A 15,879-nucleotide genomic window follows, 5' to 3' on the forward strand; every position below is an offset into this window, starting at 1 on the left:
AACAGGCCGCCAATAATGCTGGCAGCCTGTTGTAATGATGCTATCGTTCCTCGTTAGTTGAACAACGAATATGTGGTACAATTCCAATGTTTTGAGCTTGTTTTTTTCTTACCTTTCCAACCCTTTTTTTGTAGCTCTTTAGCTATCAATAGATTAAAAAAACCATGTCCAACTAATGCAACCGATTCCTGCTCTTTGGCACAGTTAACTAATAGTATAGATGCTTCTTTAGCCCTCTGTTTTGCGTTACTCAAAGACTCGCATTGCCTTGAATAACCACTTAACCATAAGGATCTTAAAATCACTGTCCAAATACTCGGACTTAATTTTAAACCCCAAAATTCTTTTGAAGGAACAGATAGCTCTGTTTCGCGAAACAAAGGTACGGAAATCGCTTTTATATTTGTCATATTTTTCAACCCAATCTTTATATTCATTACAGGTTATCGGATTGTTTTCTATACACTTAGATTTACCATGCCTAATCAATGAAATTTCCATAATAATCTCCTGCAATACTAAATAATTTTCTCTTTTTTGGTTTTTTCTACAAAAGAGATTTGAATTCCTTCTTCAAGTAATCTACCCAATAGCTTAAATGGCTGTAAGGGTCTGTTGCATGATCAGGCGTAATAGCCACCGTCTTCTATATATGTACCAGTTTTTCGATAATGTCTATAAATAGCAGTAAAAGCTTGTATTGCAGAGCGTAATTGCTCTCCCTCCCCAGTGCATTGAGTTATTATATTTACTATTTCGTCCATGGATGTTTCTCCTGGCATTTCTCCTGATAGTACCTTGGTTACATCAGTTTCAAATAAGCCATCAAAGGGCTCACCACATAATCCATATTGATATTTAGCCAAATCGCCTTTTAATTCTACCAACTTAAGTTTGACACAAAAACCCATAAACCTCACTAACCTCCATTTTCGAAATCTTTGAACTATCTTGCCCGTTCATGAGCAAAGGGCCGCCCCGCAGCAGCCCTCAGCATATTGAACTATAGTTCTGCGTTAGCTTAAAGATCGGGCAGTGATTCAATTTGTGCCTCGACATAAAAATAAATCCCCTATTGGCAATTTTCTTCCTTCTGATCATCTGACCATACTTTAACAATACCGTTATTACTATACTTAATCCCTGGGTTAGGATCATGCCCTAACCAAGGACTAACTCTATTGATAATTGATTCATTAACGAGTACCAAGTCTTCTAAGCCGCAGCAGCAACTTGGCAAAATGAATTTATCTTCATCTTCAAAAAAAGTAATTCCACCTAGAATTGCAACCTCATCCTCATTAAGTAGTTGCTTAAATGATTTCTCGAATGATTCCTTAACATCTATATTGTTATATCCAAATAAATGCACTTGTAAAAATACGATTAAGGTTCGTCTCTTCATACTGAAGTTAGAATGTATGCCTTTGCAAAATGTATGACTTGTTACAGACACTTCTATGTTGCGTAACAAGTTTTTTAAATCCAGAAGGAATAAATAACTTGACATGGGGTGGGATATACTAACAATACTTCCCTCATTAGCTACCGAGTGGAATAAATATTTGATTTTTACACTTAAGGGGTTGTTATCAATGGTCGGTTCTCATGTTGTTGGACTGTCTTCAACGGAAATATCCGCATTGTGGTCATCTTACATTAGTGACAGTTTAGCGATATGTATCTCCAAGTATTTACTAAAAATAACTGAAGACGACGAAGTAAAGCCACTTGTTGAATTATCGTTGACCTTAGCGCAATCACACATAGAAACCATTCAGCATCTTTTTGAAAAGGAAAAATTCCCTATCCCCACTGGATTTACTGATGCAGATGTCAATGTTACAGCCCCCCCGCTATTTTTCGATACATTCCCTCTGAGTTATGTGTATTCTCTGAGCCGAATTGGCCTGACGAAGTATGCCTTGTTTTTATCTAACACAGCTCGAGAGGATGTAAGAAACTATTTTACTCAGTGTCTATGGTCCACAACAGATTTGTACAACAAAACCATCACACTTATGTTAACCAAGGGAATCTACGATCGACCTCCAATGATCCCTTATCCGGAGCATGCTACCTTTATTAAAAAGAAAGAAAACTTTCTGTCTAAATGGTTTTGGCCGCAGAGAACGCTGAATGTAATGGAAATATCCGAAATGTTCTTCAACATAGAACGGAATTATTTCGGGCTAATCCTTCTTACAGCTTTTATGCAAGTAGTTAAGGACGAACATATTAAGCGTTTACTGGCACGGGGAAAACAACTGTCTATGGATCAAATCAAATTCATCAACGATAAGTTGGTTCAAGATGATTTGCTCGGGACAATCATGGTCAATACAGAAGTCACCACATCAACGGTATCCCCTTTTTCAGATAAATTGATCCTAAATCTACTTAACATACTTAATTCATCAGCTCTCACCTATCTTGGAAATGCGCTATCCGTGACGACGCGACTTGATTTGGCTGGTGAGTATTCCAAGCTTATGGTTGAAGTAATGAGTTTCGGTAAAGATGTAACTGATTTGCTGATTGAAAGGGAATGGCTAGAAGAGCCTCCGCATACACCTGACCGGAAGAAACTTGCAGGCGTCTAATTAGCTAAAAGTAGCTTCAATGAACAAATCCAATTGACCCATATAATATTGGAACTATCCATTTAGTGTTTAATAAAAACCAGGGAGTAGCTGCCGCACGGAAAACTTACTCCCTGATTCATTTTAACTAACGATTCCGTTAGCATAATCCCCCACTTTTGTTCAGATATCCTAAGCTACCGTCACGATGATGGGTTGATTCTTTGTAATAATTATGGTGTGCTCATGTTGTGCCGCAAAGCCGCCGTCCGGTAGACATAAAGTCCACCCATCCGACTGCTCAACGACATAATCCGCACCCGTTGATAAAAAAGGCTCAATAGTAATGACTAAACCCTCTTTCAATACACGTTTATCGTGTTTGTTATAAACAGGAAGAATCTCTGTTGGAGCCTCATGTAAGGATTTCCCAATACCGTGACTACACAAATTATTAATAACATTATAGCCGCCTTTTGTAGCCTCGAATCAATAATCCTTCCGATTTCGTTCAATTTAACTCCATGCTTAAGTGAAGAGATTACTTTCATCATCGTATTGTGTGTGTATTCACATAAACGCCAATCCGCCAGACGGTTTGCCATTTGCTTTAGTAGGTTCCCGCTTTCTTCGCAGCATCTATACATATAGTAGGTTCCCGCGGAATAAATGGCATGACTGCGATAAGTATTTCTTATTTGTTTAAGCTCATCCATATGATCGCTTTGTATTACGATTGTCTTCATCAGGTAAGGTTCCAACGCTTCCAATACGCTTGAGTAATGGCCCTGTCCCCCATCAGCCGCAATTTTCTCCCCAAGCACAAAGCACTCCGAGTTCCGTATCGCCAAATCTATGACCTGTTCGTAAGCTTCGCCTCTAGGGTCTGTATACATTCTCATCCCATAAGTCTCCAATCCCATTCAAAGTAATGATATTCCTAATGGCATGATACCATAAATTGGAACTAAACTGCCCGTTACTCCCCAACCACAACTCTATTGTACCGAAATATTTTTACGGTCTATTTGGGGCATACCAATTAAAAGGGAATTATGGAGGGGTGCATTTATGGGAGTTATTATGGGCATTATTGTTGGACTAATAGCTTTTTTGATTCTGTAAAATCACTGGCTAACGGTTTTTCCGTTGAATCTAGGTCCCATCTCTTTACTTAGCTTTTGTTCCAAAGCTTCTAATGGTGAATTGTAAAACAATGCTCCATGTGGGGTGCCGTTATAATTTGAAACGACGACATCAAAGATCTCTTCAAGATGTTCATACTTCATTTCATAACGGATCGCCATTTTCTCAGGATCCTTTCGGCGAGGATCCTTTGGATTACTACCAGTAGTATTCACCATTCGTTGAATACTGAAAGAGGTAATTATCTAGTGGAACCGTTCTATAATGGAGCGTCTAATTGGACGGTCAACTGCACCAAGGCAGGTCGTACAACCAATCAAATTTCGAAAACGTTCCCTTACCATTTCAGCGAGATGAGCTTTGGCATTGTCAAAGTAAATAACATCCCATACTGCCCACTCAATATCGGTAAAACGTTCTGTTGGATAGCCTCCAGTTGGCTGATATGTAAAGCCTTCAATTGTCTCCGAGCTACCCCCGATAATATAGCCGCTTCGATGATCGCTTTTCGCACCCTAGTGAAGATATCATTCTCAATACAGCGTTCCACAAATGTTGTGAACACACCCTAACGGAAATTTTCTACATACTCGTACAAAAAAGCGTCTAGCGTGCGAGGCTCTCTACCGAGCAAGCGTTTTACTGTGTCCGTGGGCCTTTCTGGCACTACCGTAGACATGGTTTGAATTTCCACAACGTGGTTCGCAAGCCAAGGAGGCATATGCCCGTACTCGATTAGATTATTGAGTAGTAGTTGTGGCTCCATGTTGATATAGTTTATCGGCCGATCAAGCAGGGTGGATAGTTTACTCGCGATCTGGGGATAGCTGAAAATCTCCGAACCAGTAAGCGTATAGATTTGGCCCGATACCTCGCGATTGGTCAAAACCTCTGCGGCAACATCTGCGATATCGCGACAGTCAATGAAGTTACAGGGCGAATCGCCCATGGCGCCGAAGAAAATATTTTGGATTGTGACCGTTGGTACAAGACGCAATAAGTTTTGCATGAACGCATAGGGGCGCAACACAGTGTGGGTGAGACCCGATTCGCTCAGGGTTTTCTCGATTTCTTGATGCCAGCCTGCCACTGCTACTGGAGAGCTCCTCTCAAAAGCAGGACTGGATATCTTTACGATGTGCTTGATGCCAACTTCGGCAGCAATCTGAATGATCGAAATCTCCAACTCGATTTGATTTGGACTGTTGGACATGGCAAGGAAGAGCTGGCTAGCTCCTGTAAACGCACGGCGCAGCGATTCGGGGTCGGAAGCATCCGCCGATGCGACCTCGATCGTCGACCGACCATTATCCCCGATCTGAGCACGCAACTTCTCAGGCTCTCTGCTCAACGCCCGGGCGGGCACGCCAAGATCTACCAAACGTTTCAAAAGCGCACTACCTATCGTACCTGTTGCTCCAATAATAACGATCATTTTTTATCTTCTCCTTTGGATGAAAAATTAGTTTTGACGGCAATACGCCACCGCCATGTTACGATCGTGCTGGCAATCACGCCGGATAACGGGAAATCGATCCAAACACGATCGACCCAAGCTAAGTTATCGATGGGAATAATAATTCCTAGTAAATTGGATGTCGCCCAAGCGGCGCATAGGCCAAACATGGCTCCCATCAACGCGAACAGCCCAACCACAATCAAGTGAGGCAAGGCGACGAGCCACCGTTTACGACCTCCCCGGATGCGCAGCCAAAGGCCAAGCATCAAAGCTATCAAAGCCGATGTTCCGCCTATTGTGGTCAAGGACGCTATTTGGAGCCCCTTGTCGGCGGTGACCAATCCCCCAATACCTGCCATAATGGCTGGAGAGACATAAGCCATGACAACTTCACGCCAGAGAACAAAAGTCTTTGCACCAGCACCAACGGCCTTGATGTCGATAATACTTTCTGTCTTACTTGGATATTCCGACTTATTCATTCAGTTACATCCTTCCTTTCTTCTTATAAATTGTTCAGCAATTGACTCCGTAATAATATAATTAGGAGGCTAACTATATAGAGTGAAAAAGGGCTAGCTTCACTAGCCCATTCTACTCATTACTGATATGTTCCTTTACCTCCTGGTTAGTCCGTAAGTGCTGAGATGCCTTGTGTAACTCGGCCTAGCAGGTCGAGAAATACGCCACGCTCTTCAATACTGAGTAAGCTTACCATAGCTTCCAGTCGTGCAAAATGCTCGTGAGCCATTTCACGGAGCTTCTTCGCTCCTTGCTCTGTCAATATGACCGCATTCTGACGGCCATCGACTGAACTTGATCGCCGGGATACGAGGCCATCTCGCTCAAGAGTGTCGATAAGACCAGTCACTGTTGCACGTTTAACACCTAGATGCTCCGCCAATTGCGAGGGCAACACTTCTCCTTCGTTATCTTCAAGATCAGCCAATAAACGATATCGCCCTGTTGATAAGCCGAATCTGGCGAAATGAATCTCCGATGCATGTCCAAGCTTGGTTCCCGCTGCCATCAGCCTAGACGCTACGAGCACAGCCTGTGCGTCTATGTCTAGATTATACCGATCAACCTGACGCTTGGATTGTTCAAGCGAGGGAATAGCGTCAATGTCATTTGTTATCTTAGTTCCTTTGGTCATATAATTAGTATGGCGCCTAACTATATGTATTGTCAACTCATTTTTTACATTTCACACCAATTTTATTTTTTTGCTTTGGATTTCACTTGTGTTAATCAAGTAAGCGTACGCCTGCACCGAAGGTTTGATTCCGATATCCAAGATCATCCAAAATATCGCCAATCACTGCTGAATATAATTTTTGTTCCAAGAAATCGAAATCGTAGTCTGCAATTGAATTTTATTTTGTAAGTTTCTTGTTTGGAGCTCCTCTATACGTAGTATTGATATCTATGCAAACTGAATCTTCATTGTTTTAATTTCAAAGGGATTCATCGTTACTGTGAAATGCTCTCTACTGAAGTCCAATACAGGTCGCATGTTTCTTTCGACAAGGTCGCATTCTTTTAAATTTTGGATGGCTTCATGAAATGATAGTTTCACCGACGTTTGCGAATCCAGCAAATTTTGGAATCGTAATATATAGGCATCGCCCTGTTCCGCTTTTTTGAAGGATAGGACGTGGATACCGTCGATTTCTTCCTTCAAGAGACCATAATGTATAGGCGCATTAGGATTCCATCCGGTTGTCACATGAAGCGGCGTGAATGCTTCTGCAGCAAGCTGCTGAACTCGCCCTATCTTCCAATCCCCTGCATGCGGTGCAAGCCGAAATGAATATTGAAAAGTGCCGCTGATCCATTGCGGATAATTCGTCCCCCATTGATTGTTAAATAAGTTGAAATGCAAGATCGGCTGCTGTGGCACATACTCTTTCGAATACTGGTAAATGCCTTTCTCTCCAATCGAAAACAACGGTGTATCTATAGGAATGATCGCCAATCCGACATGATCGTCCTGTACATCTACCCACTGACTTGTACAATGAAGACGTGTATTTGCACCTTTTTCAATATCATCAATTGGATTCACTACACTGCCTAATTTCTGAAAACGATAATTCGGATGATCGGCGTTAAGTGCGAACGTAAAATGACCGCTTTCGGCAAATGCGGAAGACGCTTTCTGCCTAACAGTCACCTGAATATCAGCGAAAGATTGATCCTCTTCCAAGCAGATTTTCACGTTTATTTCTTCGCCGTTCCCAAACTCCTCATAACTTTCCGTTGGTGTACGAAAGCTAATTTCAATGATTCCACATCCATTACGATTAGAAATCTTCACATCAGTTTTGTTGACCACGTAACTCTTATGACTGATTCGTGGATATCCTGGTTTACTGAAATCGTTAATATACCAATCCGTTAAATCGTAGGCATATTTTTTTACATAATTCAGCATTTCCTCTTTACCGTAGACATCATATTCGTATTGACCGAACCTTCCGTTTACCGCCCATTCCTTCTCATTCTTCTTGTCATAAAAGCTAGTTATACATCCTGTCAGCGTACTGACCTCTATACGAACTGCATGATTTTCCAATTTAGCATACTCAGCATTTATTACTGCGATTTCATCTGTACGATCAGATCCAGTGCTCTCCGCATAGTCGAAAGTACGGTAACCCATTGGCCCCAATTCCCCAATATACGCTTCACCGGCTTCATTTACGAAATAAGATTCCTGCGTTTCCATATCTTTTAGGGTGCCACCCTTACGGTTATCCAGCATGATTTTCGAATCCGAACGATTCCATGTAAGTGGGTTATATACACCAATGATATTTGAATCCATTTCCGTAAAAGGCTTAATCACACTTATTGCTTTTTCAGCTTGGTCTACGTAGTTTTTCTGTTCTGTCCAAGATGCTTCTGTCTTTTCATAAGAGGCAGGAAACATCGCTCTGTCTTTCTCGATATTCTTCTTGCCAAAAGCACGCTCACTATTTCGGCCAGGTAACAAATTCGATTTAATATCGATACCCCACGTATGTTCGCCAAAGAGCAGCGTTTGCTCATAAGCTTCTGCGATTGAGGTACTCTGATCTGCACCCTTCTCTCCTTGAAGATGTTCAATCGTTGATAAACTTTCCAGTGTTGCAATCTCCGAACGCAATCTCCGCACACGGGATACCTCTCCTGGATAGGAGCCAATACCATGGATCCATGTATCAGCTAGATCTTTACGAATCACTGGTATATCCTGAAAATCTCTGCCAATAAAATCAAGAGCAAAGTCATCCATCGTTCCGATTTTAACGTCTGTATTCGGATACTTCTTGGCGATCTCATCCAACAAGTCTTGAACCACACTGCCATCTTGAGGCCCGATATTATCGTGCGTTTGCAGCAGCGCTATCCATATGGGGTATGGCCAATCTTCAGGCGGAGTGAGCTCAGTTCCGTATGCGCCTTTTGAATAATAGGTTAATACTCTGCTGCCATCAGGTCCTTCCCAATGAAACAATCGTGGCACCTCGACAGGTGAGGAACACGAATTAACGCCTAAATGCAAAAATTCAATACCTGCATTTTTCAAGAATGTTGGCAGCATCCACGTATGACCTGGTACATCTGTCATTTTGGCGGATACAGCGCAATGTCCATATTGTTCACGCAGCTTTTCCGAGAAATATAGTCCTCTTATATATTCTTCAGTGCCGCAAAATTCAGTCGAGGTTGTAAATGGGAGCCCATGCCAACGAAGTTGTCCGTTATGAATCAGTGCTTCCAAGTCTTTCTTTCTATCCAAATCAGGAGTATCCAAGCATTCCTTCAGCATCCACGCCGGAAGTGTCCAAACATAATGATGATCCGGCCCGTCTTTCTTCGTTTTTTCACATATGGCTAGAACGTCATTCATCATTTCCTCTTTATATTGGTTTAGCACATTGCTGGCTAAATCCGTGAATCCCAAGTCTACGTGTGTTTTAAACACGATATAGATTTTCTCTAATTGTTTCAGTTTTCTCTCCTCCTAACATTCACACCGTATGCGACTACCTATGAATTCTGCAGCATATTATCCTTTTACGGCTCCAGTTGAGACACCCTCGACAATAAACCTTTGCATAAATAAGTACAGGATCACCAACGGGGCAACCCCCAATATCATCATCGGGAAGAAACTCGTCCAGTCCGTTTGAAATTGACCCACGTTTCGATTCACCTCGAGTAAAATGACTCCTTTGGCCCTCGTTTGCAGAATTAATAATGGTGTAAAAAAGTCATTCCATACACTTAATGAATCCAAAACTGCCAAAGTAGCAATTACAGGTTGTAGCAATGGGAACGTTATTCTCCAAAACGTCTTCCAAATACCGGCACCGTCTATATAGGCGGATTCTTCTAACTGAATTGGCACACTATTGATAAAATTTTTAATTAAAAATACGTTGAACGGAACAGAAACGAAGATTTCGACAAGGATAACGCCTAACAAGGTATCTGTTAAGTGTAAGTTTGTTAAAACTCGAAATAGTTGAATGGTAGCCACCTGATAAGGCATGATAACCCCAATCAGAATGGAGACAAATATCCAATTAAACAATTTGCCTGGACGTCTCGCGAATGCATAAGCTGCCATGGCGGATATTAATATGACTCCACTGACCGAAACAACTGCAATAATCAAATTATTTTTAAACACATTCGGATAATTCATCATGTTCCAAGCTTTTACATACCCGCTAAAATCCAATTGTTCAGGGAAACCGAATGGACTTGCTATCACCTGTTCTGGCGTTCGTACAGTCGTATTCACCAAGTAATAAATAGGCAATAAAGAAATGAGTGCAATGATAATCAGAATAGCTTCCAGGATCAGGTCACCCTTGACTCCTTTTTTAAAATAGGAGAGGGAACGAGCTGCTTGATTAGAGAGCATACGCTTGTTCAAAATAACTTCTCCTCCCATCGTTTCAAAACTCGCAACTGAATGAACGTAATTAACATAATGATAAGTGAAAACACTACTGCAAACGCTGATCCATATCCATATTGCGTTTGTGTGATACCTTTGGTGATCAACGTCATCACTATCGTTTCTGTTGAATGACCTGGGCCTCCATGCGTCATTGCAAAAATAACATCAAATACTTTTAATCCACCGATCATACTCATAACAGTATTGAAAGTAATGGACGGAATAAGCATAGGTAGCGTAATATACCAAAAATTTTGCCAACCGTTCGTCCCATCAATTCCTGCGGATTCATACAGTTCTTTCGAAATCCCTTGCAAGTTAGCCAAGTAGATGACCATTGCGTACCCTGTCCATTGCCAAACTTGTGTTAAAATCACGGAGTAAAGCGCTAAACTGGGATTACCTAACCAATTTACTTTGTTGAAGCCAATACTAACTAACAGCTGATTCAGAACGCCGTGATCTGTTGCAGACATGATGTAACTCCACAAGAAGCCCACAACCATAGGACTTAAGATGGCAGGCAGGAAAAAAATAGTACGCAATAGGTTTCGAGATTTTAAAGGACGGTGCAATGCAACAGCCAAAGGAATTGCAAGCCCATTTTGAAAGATGGTCATGGCAAGCGCGTAAATGACCGAGTTCTTAATACCAACTAAGACATCCTCATCGTGAAATAATTTCACGAAATTATCTAACCCTACAACATGTATCTCTTTTCGATACCCAGTCCAGTCTGTAAAGCTGTATAGAAAAGTGGCAAACATCGGATATAAATAAAAAATCAGATAGCCTAAAAATGCGGGCAAAATGAATCCAACAAAAACTAGATCTCTTCGAAATTGCATTCCCCTAATCATCAAATTCACCTCATTAATTAAAAGAGGATGTGATTATTCACATAAACACATCCTCCTGAAAGTTTACTTCGCTTATTTGAGCAACCTATTATTTGGCTTGTTGAATAAAGTCAGCGGCTATTTTATCTGCTTTTTGAAGCACTTGCTCGATTGTCTTATCACCTGCAAGGTGATCTTGAAGCAATTTACCCAATTCCGTAATAAAGTTAGAACCGCCTAATGGTCCCCAATATGGCCAAGGAGCGTAAACTCTGCCTTGCACGAACGCATCTTTAACACTTGTATATTGTGGTGGCAATTCTGGATTATCTAATCCTTTAAGGAAAGAAGGTCCAAAATAACTTTTCATTAACGCTTTTTGAGCGTCTGGTGTTGCCATCAAATTCAAAATTTCGAGTACTTCCGCTTGATGCTTACCCTTCGCGTTAACACTCCATGGATTTCCAGGACCGCCAACTAAATATCCTGTTGATGAAGTTTTACCCGGCAATGGGAACATATCCAGCTTTAAATTCGGATTTTTCTTCATCATTGCATCATAGGACCACGGGCCGGACTCCCACATAGCAGCTTTGCCTGAAGCAAACTCATCCAAAGCTTGGTCATATGTGATACCTAGCATATCTTGGGTTAGATATTTCTTCTGAATAATTTCATCCCAGCTTTTGAACGCATCCGACCATTCAGAAATCTTACGTTTGCCTGTTTGTACGTCTTGGTCAAAATTTTTATTTTCAGGTTTCGAATAAAATTCGTTGAAAGCCATCGACATCGATTGCTTCATCATTGGTTCCCAAGATTGGGCCCCCATTGCTTGCGGGTTCACACCGTTTTGTTTCAATTTCTCATGGATGGCCAGCCATTCATCAAACGTTTTCGGTGGCTTTAGCCCAAATTTATCAAAAATGTCTTTGTTATAAAAAACACCTTCAAACCATCCCGTAGTCGGAATTCCGTAGATCTTGCCCTCATAATTCGTTGGTTTTAATCCATTATCGGTAAACTTAGAGATGAATTCCTTGCCAGTCAAATCCAATAAATAGCCGTTTTTGACCCATTTAATATCATATCCTTCAATAATATCTGGACCAGCACCTGAGGCAAGTTGAGTTGTTACCACATCAGCAAATGTGTTATTGTCGATGAAATTGTAATCAATTGTAATATTAGGGAATTTTTCCTTGACCATATCAAGAAATGCTTTTCGAGTTTCGTCTCGATTAATTGACGCTATTCGGATCGTTACTTTCTTAGTTGACGAGTCTGCATTCGTTTCTTTTCCCGCCCCGCATCCCGTTAGAGAAATAGACGTTGCAAGTAACACTAGTGCCAGTGAAGCAATCGAAACCTTCTTTTTCATAAAAAAAACCCTCCTCAATATGGATCCCAAGCCTCTATAACAGCGCTTACAATGTTCATTATAAAATTGGAATCGCTTTCTCAGAAGAAATAATATTACTTTCTTTCTGCTCCAATATTACTATCCTCGCTCTACATGAGGGTCCATTCGATATTCTTGGGGTAGTGCGCCGGTTAGTTTTTTGAACATTTTAGTAAAATAACTCGGATTTTCATAACCGATCTGCTCCGCGATCTCATAGTTCTTCAATGTAGTATTTGCCAAAAGTTTTTTTGCGTATTCAATCCGCACGATGGTTAAATAGTCCCATACATTCATCCCTGTCTCTTTTTTAAACAGCGAGCTAAAGTAATTTTTGCTAATTGAAATGTGTGAGCAAATGGCTTCCAATGTGATCTGTTTATTGTAATGAGCTTGAATGTAGTCCTTCGCCTTATTTACTAGTTCATTTCCTTGACTTGAAACGTTGTATTCTTGGCCCATCTGTTGAATCGTTTGCTCCAAATAATCGAGCAGATCTTCTAAAGTCTTATATTTCTTTAGAGCTTCAATGGAAACAGGATGAATACCCGCGTGATCGAGTCCATTATTCTTTTCCCACTTTTTCATTCGAAGTCTAACTAGCATGCCAAATAACAGAGAGTAAATACCCTCAGGGTGACCCGTTGTTTCGTTTAAAATACGCGTTAGCTTGTTTCGCCAATCCGTGTAGCCGAGTGGTTCTGACACAATTTCATCAGTTAAAGATTGTACTTTCATATATACTTCTTCATGGTAATAGGAACTACCTGAACCCGATAACATCAATTCCTCGTATTCTAATACATTGTCAGAACTAAAAAGAAAGCGATAACTTAAACAATCCATAGCTTCGCTATATGCTTCATGTAGCTGATTCAAGGATTCTTTCAAGTCACTCACACCAACAACGACATGGAATGGAAGCTCCATTAAAAGCAACTGGATGATGTGGTTCCCAAATCCCTCCGATTGCTCAGCAATACATAGCCATTCTTTTTCCTGAAACTCATAAATGTACCCTGGAATCGATTGTTCAGACATGTATTGCCGTATGACTTGAATAACTCTATCAGAAAAGAAAGAACTCTGATCATCAAGAAGAAGTTGATCATTTAGTGAAAACGGATCGGCTTGAATGATAAACATGCGAAAATTATGAAATACACGAATACCTTTGCTTGCCATCGTTTGAAGCAACGCGGGAGTACCATTCCGAGTCATCAATAGCTTGCGATAAGCAGCCTCTTGTTCTTTGCCAATCCATTCAAGATTCGATTTTATACTTTGATTAATCATTTCTTCGAGTTCAAGCTCATCAATAGGCTTTACCAAATAGCCCGCTGCACCGTAACGAATCGCCTCCTGAGCATATTTAAACTCGCCATAGGCGCTAAGAATGATGATTTTAAGGTTAGGATGTGATTGTGCCAGCATCTTGATCAACTCGATGCCGCCAATGTGTGGCATTTGTATATCTGTAAGTAAGATCTCAGGATTTTCACGATGAATCAGTTCCAAGGCTTCTTTTCCATTGGTTGCCTTACCAACTATCCTTATACCCAACTTCTTCCAATCGATAATATGTTCCAGCATGTCCAACGTCAAAATTTCATCGTCGGCAATAACCATTTTTATCATTACGCATCTCCTAACCTGGGAATCAAGATTGTTACAGAAGTACCGATATTTATTTCTGAAGAAAGCGTGATTCCGTAAGGATATCCATATTTGTTCCGAATACGTTGATGAACGTTTCTCAGTCCAACGCCACCTGTGTACTCCTCATCGGGATCAAATTTCGATAGTTTTTCTGATACATTTTCCAGTTCCACCGAAGTCATACCTCTGCCGTTATCGAAAATAGTTATTCGAATACCCTGCGAGACAGCATCGAAATTCAGTTCAATTCTGCCTTCTTGCAACTGTTGAAAAGCATGAAGAATAGCGTTCTCCACCACGGGTTGCAGAATCAGTTTAGGCGTGGATGATCTTCGTAGCTCATCGGATATGACAATGTCATACTTGAATTTCTCGGGATAACGATAATTTTGGATCTTCAAATAATTCGTAATATGATCAATCTCATCTTGAATGGTCACCACATCCTGAAAGGAGTTTATCGCATATCTGAGCATATTGCCTATTAAGGTAACCATCCGGCTAATTTCGCCCGTTTTCCCGATGACTGCCATTGCTTTAATCGATTGCAAGGTGTTATTCAAAAAATGAGGGTTTATCTGGCTTAACAAAATCTTCAATTCACTTTCCTTATTCTGCAGGATATAACTGAAATTTTCTTCAGTAAGCGTTTTAATTTTATCTATCATTGAATCGATCCGTCGGGTTAACTTTTCAATCTCTTCCGTACTATCATCGAACAACTGCACGTCCGTGTGGCCACCCTCGATCAAATACATTTTGCTTGTCAGACGCATCAAAGGTTTATTGATTCGTGCAGCAATTAGAATGGATGCTAGGACAACTAAGGCAATCACAACAAGGATCGATATGGGGACAATATAACGTATTGCGTCAGTATGTGCATACATTTCACTATAGGGGATGTAGGCTACAACCTTCCAATTCGTTGTTTTCAGGGTTTTATATACAATCAAATATTTCTTCAAACCATTCCCTACTGTAAAATTTCCGCTCTCTTGTTTAAAATAGTTGGTTCGCCCAAGCTCTGAATCAAGAGAAAATTGAGCGTCCGTCGTCTTATAGATGGGATTGTTGTTTTGATCCAATATCGCAATGTAACCCGTTTTCTCGAGCAGTGTCTCGTTGCTGATGGATTCTATTCCTTTAACATTCATATTACAAAGCAGATACACTTTTCGATCAGAACTCACACTATTTATATCGTAAATTGGAGCAATGGCAGAAACGACATTCCCTTCATTATTGTTTTCTAAGATATAGTAATTGTTCTCATGAACGCCTAGAAAATAAACATAAAAGTAATTACTAGTGATCTTTTGGAACCAGGGCTGGTCAAAAAAATTATAAGCATTACTCACTGTTGCCCCCGACTGGGCATAAATGTAGCCTTTTTCATTAATGATTAAAAAATCATGAATATTGCTATTAAAGCGAAGAATGTTAGTAAAATAATCGCTCACTTGTCTTTGGTAGTAGAGTTTTGAGATAATGTCTTGGTTATCTTGTTGCTTTATTGCGTCACGAAGCACCTGGCTCCCGGCCGATATTTGGACCAGATTGACAACTTGGTTAAAATACGAGTCAATGCTGCTTCTTTTTTCTTCAATAATCTTTTCCGTATATTGTAAAATCTGATTTGTCATGACGTTCATGAAAAGCTGATAAGTGACACCACCTAAAAGCCCAATAAAAATAATGAATATTGTACAGTAATATAAAATCATTCTCCCTTTAAACGTTCGTAAGAAAAAAGTTTTCATTGGCGCCCATCCCATGTTTACAATTTCAGTTATGTTATCATGAATTAACGCTTTTCGCTACAGCCTCAT

At 40.5% G+C, this 15,879-nt stretch carries 16 protein-coding genes; 1 reads left to right on the plus strand and 15 read right to left on the minus strand.

Features of this window, described 5'->3' with window-relative positions; genetic code table 11:
- Nucleotides 1-53: 53 nt before the first annotated feature.
- From GC102_RS02045 to GC102_RS02055, 3 genes are all read right to left on the minus strand, one after another.
- A complete protein-coding gene (locus GC102_RS02045; protein ID WP_246320698.1) occupies nt 54-410 on the minus strand; it encodes a hypothetical protein in 357 nt (118 codons plus the stop codon).
- A 213-nt stretch (nt 411-623) separates the two neighbouring features.
- Nucleotides 624-911 carry a hypothetical protein gene (locus GC102_RS02050; RefSeq protein WP_171688016.1) on the minus strand — a complete coding sequence of 96 codons (288 nt, stop codon included), beginning with the start codon at nt 909-911 and terminating at the stop codon, nt 624-626.
- A 161-nt stretch (nt 912-1,072) separates the two neighbouring features.
- A complete protein-coding gene (locus tag GC102_RS02055; RefSeq protein WP_171688017.1) occupies nt 1,073-1,474 on the minus strand; it encodes a hypothetical protein in 402 nt (133 codons plus the stop codon).
- Between the two features lie 121 nt (nt 1,475-1,595).
- Here GC102_RS02055 and GC102_RS02060 point away from each other — a divergent pair, with 121 nt between their 5' ends.
- On the plus strand, nt 1,596-2,603 hold the full coding sequence (locus GC102_RS02060) for a DUF3231 family protein (RefSeq protein WP_171688018.1): 1,008 nt from the start codon (nt 1,596-1,598) through the stop codon (nt 2,601-2,603).
- A 171-nt stretch (nt 2,604-2,774) separates the two neighbouring features.
- On the opposite strand, the gene GC102_RS39250 is transcribed toward GC102_RS02060, so the two are convergent.
- The 12 genes from GC102_RS39250 to GC102_RS02115 form a co-directional block, all read right to left on the minus strand.
- The gene (locus GC102_RS39250) at nt 2,775-3,032 is read right to left on the minus strand and encodes a M24 family metallopeptidase (RefSeq protein ID WP_246320699.1); all 258 of its coding nucleotides are present in this window, start codon (nt 3,030-3,032) and stop codon (nt 2,775-2,777) included.
- Nucleotides 2,945-3,484, minus strand: coding sequence for a hypothetical protein (locus GC102_RS39255; protein WP_246320702.1), 540 nt, complete (start codon nt 3,482-3,484; stop codon nt 2,945-2,947). The genes GC102_RS39250 and GC102_RS39255 overlap by 88 nt, the downstream gene beginning before the upstream one ends.
- Before the next feature lie 225 nt (nt 3,485-3,709).
- On the minus strand, nt 3,710-3,889 hold the full coding sequence (locus GC102_RS02070) for a hypothetical protein (protein ID WP_171688019.1): 180 nt from the start codon (nt 3,887-3,889) through the stop codon (nt 3,710-3,712).
- Nucleotides 3,890-4,296: 407 nt separating this feature from the next.
- Entirely contained in the window at nt 4,297-5,163 is an 867-nt protein-coding gene (locus tag GC102_RS02075) for an SDR family oxidoreductase (RefSeq protein WP_171688020.1), read from the minus strand.
- The gene (locus GC102_RS02080; RefSeq protein ID WP_171688021.1) at nt 5,160-5,669 is read right to left on the minus strand and encodes a hypothetical protein; all 510 of its coding nucleotides are present in this window, start codon (nt 5,667-5,669) and stop codon (nt 5,160-5,162) included. Before GC102_RS02080 ends, GC102_RS02075 begins: the two co-directional genes overlap by 4 nt.
- Nucleotides 5,670-5,815: 146 nt before the next feature.
- The gene (locus GC102_RS02085; RefSeq protein ID WP_171688022.1) at nt 5,816-6,343 is read right to left on the minus strand and encodes a MarR family winged helix-turn-helix transcriptional regulator; all 528 of its coding nucleotides are present in this window, start codon (nt 6,341-6,343) and stop codon (nt 5,816-5,818) included.
- 270 nt (nt 6,344-6,613) lie between these two features.
- A complete protein-coding gene (locus GC102_RS02090; protein ID WP_171688023.1) occupies nt 6,614-9,160 on the minus strand; it encodes a DUF5054 domain-containing protein in 2,547 nt (848 codons plus the stop codon).
- Between the two features lie 84 nt (nt 9,161-9,244).
- A complete protein-coding gene (locus tag GC102_RS02095; RefSeq protein ID WP_246320700.1) occupies nt 9,245-10,120 on the minus strand; it encodes a carbohydrate ABC transporter permease in 876 nt (291 codons plus the stop codon).
- Nucleotides 10,117-11,007, minus strand: coding sequence for a carbohydrate ABC transporter permease (locus GC102_RS02100; protein WP_171688024.1), 891 nt, complete (start codon nt 11,005-11,007; stop codon nt 10,117-10,119). The genes GC102_RS02095 and GC102_RS02100 overlap by 4 nt, the downstream gene beginning before the upstream one ends.
- 88 nt (nt 11,008-11,095) lie before the next feature.
- Nucleotides 11,096-12,367, minus strand: a complete 1,272-nt coding sequence (locus GC102_RS02105; protein WP_171688025.1) for an ABC transporter substrate-binding protein — start codon at nt 12,365-12,367, stop codon at nt 11,096-11,098.
- A 120-nt stretch (nt 12,368-12,487) separates the two neighbouring features.
- Nucleotides 12,488-14,026: a response regulator gene (locus GC102_RS02110; RefSeq protein WP_171688026.1), complete on the minus strand. Its 1,539-nt coding sequence runs from the start codon at nt 14,024-14,026 to the stop codon at nt 12,488-12,490.
- Complete coding sequence (locus GC102_RS02115; RefSeq protein WP_171688027.1) at nt 14,026-15,810, minus strand: sensor histidine kinase family protein; 1,785 nt, start codon at nt 15,808-15,810, stop codon at nt 14,026-14,028. The genes GC102_RS02110 and GC102_RS02115 overlap by 1 nt, the downstream gene beginning before the upstream one ends.
- Nucleotides 15,811-15,879 lie beyond the last annotated feature (69 nt).

Source organism: Paenibacillus germinis (assembly GCF_013141785.1).
GTDB classification, from domain to species: domain Bacteria; phylum Bacillota; class Bacilli; order Paenibacillales; family NBRC-103111; genus Paenibacillus_E; species Paenibacillus_E phytorum.